Below are 8647 nucleotides of genomic sequence, written 5' to 3' on the forward strand. Positions count from 1 at the left end.
TACACCAAGCTGAAATTGATGCTTCTTGTGAATTAATAGACTTTTTACGTTTCAACGTAGAATTTATGACGCAAATTTATGCAGACCAACCCGCTTCTAATTCCGATATGTGGAATAGAGTCGAATATAGACCTTTAGAAGGTTTTGTATATGCTGTAACGCCTTTTAATTTTACAGCTATTGCGGCAAATTTACCTGCAAGTGCTGCTTTAATGGGTAATGTTGTAGTATGGAAACCAAGTGATAGCCAAGTATTTTCTGCAAAAATTATCATTGATGTTTTCAAAGAAGCTGGTGTTCCAGACGGCGTAATTAATGTTGTTTTTGGAGATCCAGTTATGATTACGGATACCGTTTTAGCGTCTCCTGATTTTGCTGGAATTCATTATACAGGTTCCACGTTTATCTTCAAAGAAATTTGGAAAAAAATTGGGACTAACATTCACAATTACAAAACCTACCCAAGAATTGTTGGAGAAACAGGTGGGAAAGATTTCGTACTTGCGCATCCTTCTGCAAATGTAAAACAAGTTACAACTGCGATTACTCGTGGTGCTTTTGAATTTCAAGGGCAAAAATGTTCAGCAGCATCAAGAGCTTACATTCCACAATCAATGTGGCCTGCAGTAAAAGAGCAATTAATTGCAGATGTAGATTCTATGAAAATGGGTTCACCAGAAGACTTTTCAAACTTTGTAACTGCAGTAATTCACGAAGGTTCATTTGATAAATTAGCAAGTTATATAGACCAAGCTAAAAAAGATTCAGATGCAGAAGTTATTATTGGTGGAAATTACGATAAATCTAAAGGTTATTTTGTTGAACCAACAGTTATTTTAACTTCAAATCCGAAATACGCTACAATGGAAACAGAACTTTTCGGACCTGTAATTACAATTTATGTATATGAAGATGCAAAATGGGCGGAAACCTTAACTTTAATTGATCAAACTTCTGAATATGCGTTAACTGGTGCTGTTTTAAGTACAGATAGATATGCAATTGAGGAAGCAACGGTAGCCTTGCAAAATGCAGCAGGAAACTTTTACATAAACGACAAGCCAACAGGTGCTGTTGTGGGTATGCAACCATTTGGAGGAGCAAGAGCTTCGGGAACAAATGATAAAGCAGGATCTGCACAAAACTTATTACGTTGGGTTTCTCCAAGAACAATAAAAGAAACTTTCGTTACACCAGAACATTATAGTTATCCATTTTTAGGATAGACAAATAAACCTGACAGGTTTATAATCCATAAAAAAAGCTGTCCAAATGGACAGCTTTTTTTTGTTTGAATTTGATGGTAGTATTATTTTCTTAAATCAAAACGATCTAAATTCATAACTTTTGTCCAAGCAGCTACAAAATCTTTAACAAATCTTTCTTTGTTATCATTTTGCGCATACACTTCAGCTAATGCTCTTAATTCTGAGTTAGACCCGAAAATTAAATCAGCACGAGTTGCAGTATATTTTTTTGCTCCAGAAGTTCTATCTTTTCCTTCAAAAACTTCTTTTTTATCATCAATTGCACTCCAAGCAGTACTCATATCTAATAAATTAACGAAGAAATCATTTGTTAATTTGTCTTTTTGAGTAGTAAAAATACCGTGTTTAGACCCATCGTAATTTGCACCTAAAGCTCTCATACCTCCTACTAAAACCGTCATTTCTGGAGCAGTCAAAGTTAATAATTGTGCTTTGTCAACTAATAACGATTCTGTTGGTACTGTATATTGTGTTTTGATGTAGTTACGGAATCCGTCAGCCATTGGTTCTAAAACTGCCATTCCATTAACATCAGTTTGCTCTTGAGAAGCATCCATTCTTCCTGGTGAAAAAGGAACTTCAACCGTCATACCTGAATTTTTAGCCGCAGTTTCGATACCTACATTTCCAGCTAAAACAATTAAATCCGCTAAAGAAACTTTTTTTTCTTTAGATTTCGCATTAAAATTAGCTTGAATTTTTTCTAAAATTGGTAACACTTTATTCAATTGAGCAGGATTATTTACTTCCCAATTACGTTGTGGCTCTAATCTAATTCGTGCACCATTTGCACCTCCTCTTCTATCTGAACCTCTATACGTTGAAGCCGAAGCCCAAGCAGTTGTTACCATTTCTTGAATAGTTAACCCTGAAGCAGCAATTTCAGCTTTTAAAGCCGTAATTTCTTTTGCTGAAACTACTTTATGATTTAAAACTGGAATTGGGTCTTGCCAAATTAAATCTTCTTTAGGCGCTTCTGGTCCTAAATAAGACGATCTTGGACCCATATCTCTATGTGTTAATTTAAACCACGCTTTCGCGAAAGCCAATTCAAATTCTTTTGGATTGTCATAAAAACGCTTTGAAACTTTTGCATATTCTGGATCAAATCGAAACGATAAATCCGTAGTTAACATCGTTGGAATATGTCTTATTGATTTATCAAACGCATCAGGAATTATCGCTTGTCCGTTTTTCGCAATCCATTGGTGTGCTCCCGCGGGACTTTTTGTCAATTCCCATTCATTATCGTATAATATTTTGAAGAAACCATAGTTCCATTCTGTTGGTTTTGGCGTCCAAGTTACTTCTAAACCAGACGAAATAGCATCTGAACCTTTACCTGATTTGTATGTACTTTTCCAGCCGAATCCTTGTTGCTCAATTCCTGATGCTTCTGGGTCTGATCCTACATTTGAAGCGGGACCTTTACCGTGTGTTTTTCCAAAAGTATGACCACCTGCATTTAAGGCTGTAGTTTCCTCATCATTCATTCCCATTCTTCCGAATGTTTCTCTAATATCTTTAGCCGCTAATAGCGGATCTGGATTTCCAGCAGGTCCTTCTGGATTTACATAAATTAAACCCATTTGAGTAGCGGCTAAAGGATTTTCTAATTTCCCTTCAACACTTCTTGCGCTTTCTAAAAACTTACTCTCAGAACCCCAATATACATTGCTTTCTGGTTCCCAAACATCTTCACGACCACCAGCAAATCCGTATGTTTTGAATCCCATAGATTCTAAAGCTACATTTCCAGTCAAAATCATTAAATCAGCCCAAGAAATTTTGTTTCCATATTTTTGTTTAATTGGCCATAATAATCGACGTGCTTTATCTAAATTTACGTTGTCTGGCCAACTATTTAAGGGTGCAAAACGTTGTTGACCTGCTCTTGAACCACCACGTCCATCTCCTGAACGATAGGTCCCGGCACTATGCCAAGCCATACGAATGAATAACGGTCCGTAATTTCCAAAATCAGCTGGCCACCAATCTTCTGATTTAGTCATTAAAACTCTTAAATCAGCTTTTAACGCTTCGTAATCTAATTTTTGAAATTCTTTCGCATAATCAAAAGTACTACCTAATGGGTTCGACTTTTCTGAATTTTGACGTAAAACCTCTAAATTCAATTGATTAGGCCACCATTCCTTGTTTTTGTTTACTTGACTACTTCCACTTTGAGAAGGTGTAGCAGTCATTGCTTGATACTCGGCACTTGCGTGCGCGGCATCTTTTGAAGCAGCTGTTTTTCCTGTAACTGGACAAGTAGCAGATGGCTGGGCAAATGCAAAAGTAGTCAGGAATAAACTTGTAGTAAATAGTATTTTTTTCATAATTAATAAGTTTTAATTTTATCAAAGTTGATGAAAAAAATAATGAGTTTAACCTTTTATTAAATGTTATTTCTTATTATAATATAGATTTTATCAATACTATTCATTTATAATCATCGAAATTAACTATTATTTATTTCGATGATTATAAATATGTTGCGAATAGTTAGTTTTTCTTTTTCCCGAATAAACCTTTTAAACCGTCTTTTACAGCATTACCAACTTGCTCTTTTGTAGTTGTTTTTGTAGAATCTTTTGGTTTATTTCCATTTAAAATAGTAGTCAAAACTCCTGTTCCTTTTTGTATAAGTTTTTCTTTTTGAAGTTGAATCAACTGCGAAGCCACATTTTTTGATGCTTGTTGCACATCCGTGGTTACTTTTGGTGATTTGAAATTTCCTACTAACAAAGCATTAACAGGAACACTTTCTATTTTTTTAGCATCAGACGGAGTTACTTTTGCAAGTAATTTATTTACGTCATTTCCTAAATATTTTACCGGAACATCGAATTTCAAATTGTAATCCATATTCTGATCAAAACCGTGAGAACCTGCAATTTGAACTGAAATATCTTTGTGTTTTAAGATAAATGGTTTAACGGCTACTTTTCCGTTTTTAAATGATAAAACTGCTTTTACATCTTTCAAATTGATATCTTTTAAATCTAAAAATGTCGCTTTATTATCTAATTCAGTTAGTAATGCCGATTTATTTTTATTTAATGAACCTTGTAAAATATTCCCCATCAAATCTCCAGAAATACTTTTAACATCCGGAATCATATCTTGAGTTAAAAACCCATTTAATGAAATGGTTGAATTCATTTTTCCATTAATAACATCAGCAATAGGAGCAATAGTTTTTAATGTATTTAGCATCGAAAAAGTTTGACTAATATCAACAGCAGATAAACCCAAATCCAAATCAAAAGTAGGTACTTTGTTTTTTGTTGAAACCATTCCATTCACTCCGATTTTTCCACCAAAAACAGCCATATTTAGTCCTTTTAAGTTTACAGCTTGGTCGCGAATGATTAAAGTTCCAGCAACATTTTTAAGATTTAAATTATCATAAATAACAGTTGTTGCTTTGGCAGTTAAAGTGCAATCTAAAAAACTTGGAATTTTTACTTGTTCCGAAGTTTTCTTTCCTTCATCATTTGTAGTTGTTGTAGGTGACATAAAATCTGCCACTTCAAATAAGGAAGAATTTAAATTGAAATTACCTTTTAAAATTTGGTTTTTAAACAAAAATCCATAAAAATTATCTAAACTTCCAGATACATTAATATCTGATTTTCCTGTTTTAGCTTGCAGTTTATTCAAGTTAATTTTAGATGGATTAAAAGTTAAATCGGCTATTGAAATGCTTACAGGTTTTGCCATTTCTGGACCTGAATAATTGAAACCTGTTACATTAATATTACCAGAATTTTTTATGTTTTGATATTGACTTGTTTCTACAGATTTCATATCGAAAGCAATTTTTACATCTGCTCTTAATATTCCATTTAATGGTTTTTCTAATTTTACAGGATATGCTTTTGAAACATTCGCTAAATTAATGACACCTTTTAATGTGGCAGTAATATTTGGATTTTCAGTAAGATTTTTGATGTGTGCACTTGCATTAAAAACATCTTGATCAATTGCGAAAGACAACTTATCTAAATCCACGAAAGTATCATTAATTAATCCGGTTTCATTTACAATATGTGTATCAATTGAAATATTTTTTACTGATTTTGGTAAATCTTTATATTTAAATGAAGCGTTATTTGACAACATTTCAATATTAAATGCCGGTACTGTTGTATCCGATAAATTGCCTTTTACTTTTCCTTTTACTTCAAATTTTCCAGACGTTTCAACATCTGCTAAATTCCCTGCATATGCTGATGGAATTAATCCTAAAAAATTCTTAAAATCTGATGAAGGCGTATTAAAAGTTAAGTCATATACTTGACCTTTTTCAACCATTTGAATAAACCCATTAAAATTTAATGGCAACTGATTAATCAGTGCTTTGTTTTCTTTGAAAGTATATTTGTTATTCTTTAAATCGACACCTAAAATAGCTTCTAAAGTAATAGGCACATTTCGCATAAAATTACTTTTATCCATATCAAAAGTAACTTTCGCAGTAGTTTTTGTATCTAAATCTAAAACCTCTTGTTCAAAATTTCCAGTGCCTTCGTGATTGATACTATCTAAAACTAATTTCATTTTAGACGCTGCATCTTTGTAGGTGAATTTTAAATTTTCTACTTCATAATTCTGAATGCTTAACGCGAATGGTTTTTCTTTTTCATTGGTTTCACTCGCCTCTTTTTTTAATGCGATATCATAATTTCCAATTCCGTCTTTATTGAAAAGAATATTTATTTTAGTATTTTCTGTACCAATTGATTGAATGTTCATAGGCTCTTTTTCGCCATTAAACAATTCCATCATACTCATTTTTAAGTCTATTTTTTCTGAATATACCAACGTATCGCCTTGAAAAGGAGCTTTGTTAATCACACTCATTTTATCAAGAGTTACAGTTGCTTTTGGAAAACTTTTAAATAAATTTAAACTCACGTCTTCTAATGCAACCGTTGCATTTACATTTTTATTAATAGATTCGATAATTTTTGATTTGATTTTGTCTTTAAACAAAAAAGGCAAAAGGGCTAAGGCAATTAGAACAGTCAATAAAGATATACCTGACCATTTTAAAACTTTTTTCAACATTGGGCTATTTTTTTGGGGTTTATTAAAGACTGCAAATTTAGTACCAAAGTGAAGAATATAAAACTTTATTCGTGTTAAAAAAAACGCCAAACTAAAAAGAATGACGTTTTTATACTATTTAATATTAAAATGAAACGACTACAAATTCAAATCAAAAGGCAGTAACATTTGTACTCCTTTTCTGTTTTGCAATACTTTTGATTTTTTAAGTAAATTATAATTTTCCTCCCCTAATTCTTCTTTCAAAAGAGTTTCTTTAGATTTATAGATACTTGCACCAGCAAATCCTTCTAAAAATTCATCAAAATCTTTGTTATATTCAGGATAATTTTCTGTTCTGTAACTTTTAGTTTTTCCTAAAGTAGCGGCGTGAGCTATGGCGGCATCTAAATTTCCTAATTTATCTACTAACCCATTCTTGATAGCATCTGAACCGGTCCAAACTCTACCTTGTGCAATGGCATCTACTTGATTAAATGTCATTTTTCTGCCTTGAGCTACGCGGTTAACAAATAGCTTATAAATGCGATCTACACCTTCTAATGCTATCGTTTTGTATTCTTCTGAAATTGGTTCGAAAATACTATACCCAACTGCATTTTTATGCGTTTGTACTTGTTCTGCATTTACGCCATATTTTGTAGCGAAGCCGTGTACATTTGGCAACATTCCAAACACACCAATAGATCCTGTAATTGTTGTGGGTTCAGCAAAAATAGTATTGGCATTACAAGCTATATAATAGCCGCCAGAAGCTGCTAAATTACCCATAGAAACCACAACAGGTTTTACTTTTTTAGTCAATTCAATTTCTCTCCAAATTAAATCGGAAACCAAAGCGCTTCCGCCCGGACTATCCACTCGAAGTACCACTGCTTTTACATCATCATCTTCTCTTGCTTCTTTTAAAGAACGGTTGATAGACAATTCACCAATATAATCTACATCGCCTTCTCCGCCATTAATTTCGCCTTGAGCATAAATTACAGCAATAATATCATCTTTTGTATAATCTTCTGATTTTAAAGACGTAGTTGCCACATAATCCGTAATTGAAACTGACTCAATTTCTTCGTCTTTCGCTACTTTCAATTTAGATTTTAAAGCATCGTTAAACTCATCTTCATAAGCTACTTTATCAATTAATTTTTGTTCCAAAGCCATTTCTGGAGTTCTTGCTAATAAATCAGTAGCAATTGCATTCAATTGCGTTACTGAAACATTTCTATTTTTAGCAATTTCAGAAACTATATTGTCCCATACAGATTGAAGTAAAACCGTTACTTGCTCTCTATTCTCTTTACTAATTTCTTGCGCTAAAAAAGGTTCTACAGCACTTTTAAATTTTCCGTGACGAATAATTTCCATTTTTAAACCGGTTTGATCTTGGAAATTTTTATAAAATAACATTTCTGTTCCTAATCCTTTAAATTCGATCTCTCCTGAAGGATTTAAATAAATAGCATCTGCTACAGAACTAATGTAATATTCTTTTTGAGAAAAAACTGTTGCGTAAGCCATTACAAACTTCTTTGATTTTTTAAAATCTTCCAGTTTATCTCTTAACTCTTTACTTTGAGCCAAACCTAAATTCGACTCGTTATTTACAATAGTTATCCCTTTTATTTTATCATCCGTTTTTGCGGCATCAATAGCATTTAAGACTTCAATAAAACCCACTTTATCTTTATCTAAAAACAAACTACTAAATGGACTATCCGAATCATATTTACCCGCATAATCAAAATTTATTTTCGCTAAATCTAACTGAATTACCGAATTGTCTTTTACTTTAACTTCATCTTCTCCGCTACCAATTAAAGCGCCAAGCCCTATTAGGAAGAAAAAACTTAATAAAACAAACAAAAATAATCCTACAATTGTTGCCAATACATTCTTAAAAAAACTCATAATTAATCATATTATTTACACATTTGTAGCAAATTAAATCAAAATGTTACAAGAATATTAAAAAAAATGATAATTAAAAATATTTATCATTTGTAGAATAAAAATGTAAAATTGTTTGTTAATTTGTTGAAATAAAAAAACACTGATAAAAGTCAGATTTGTTTTTACAAAATATGAAGTCACAAAACACAATACTACTTTCTTTAGGGACTAATATGGGGAACAAATTAGAAAATTTGGAGACCTGTATTATGGCTATACACAACACAATTGCAACTGTAGTGGAAGTTTCAAAAGTATACGAAACACCAGCTTGGGGCTTTGAAGGAGCTGCATTTTATAATTGTGCAATTGCAATACATACGCATAAATCGGCACAAAAATTACTAAGT

At 32.3% G+C, this 8647-nt stretch carries 5 protein-coding genes; 2 read left to right on the forward strand and 3 right to left on the reverse strand.

The genetic code is table 11. The features are described from left to right. A partial coding sequence (pruA, locus tag ACIQ11_RS06670; RefSeq protein ID WP_396153908.1) for an L-glutamate gamma-semialdehyde dehydrogenase occupies positions 1–1226 on the forward strand: 1226 nt, incomplete at its 5' end. A gap of 83 nt (positions 1227–1309) precedes the next feature. Here pruA and katG read toward each other — a convergent pair. From katG to sppA, 3 genes are all read right to left on the reverse strand, one after another. Then, the gene (gene katG, locus ACIQ11_RS06675; protein ID WP_396153909.1) at positions 1310–3607 is read right to left on the reverse strand and encodes a catalase/peroxidase HPI; all 2298 of its coding nucleotides are present in this window, start codon (positions 3605–3607) and stop codon (positions 1310–1312) included. Positions 3608–3773: 166 nt separating this feature from the next. After that, a complete protein-coding gene (locus ACIQ11_RS06680; protein ID WP_396153910.1) occupies positions 3774–6344 on the reverse strand; it encodes an AsmA-like C-terminal region-containing protein in 2571 nt (856 codons plus the stop codon). Between the two features lie 138 nt (positions 6345–6482). Continuing rightward, positions 6483–8255, reverse strand: coding sequence for a signal peptide peptidase SppA (gene sppA, locus ACIQ11_RS06685; protein WP_396153911.1), 1773 nt, complete (start codon positions 8253–8255; stop codon positions 6483–6485). A gap of 173 nt (positions 8256–8428) precedes the next feature. Between sppA and ACIQ11_RS06690 the strand changes: the two genes are divergently transcribed. After that, positions 8429–8647: 2-amino-4-hydroxy-6-hydroxymethyldihydropteridine diphosphokinase (locus tag ACIQ11_RS06690; protein WP_396153912.1), on the forward strand; the 219-nt coding region annotated here is incomplete at its 3' end.

This window comes from Flavobacterium sp. (assembly GCF_044361065.1).
Taxonomy (GTDB): Bacteria; Bacteroidota; Bacteroidia; order Flavobacteriales; family Flavobacteriaceae; genus Flavobacterium.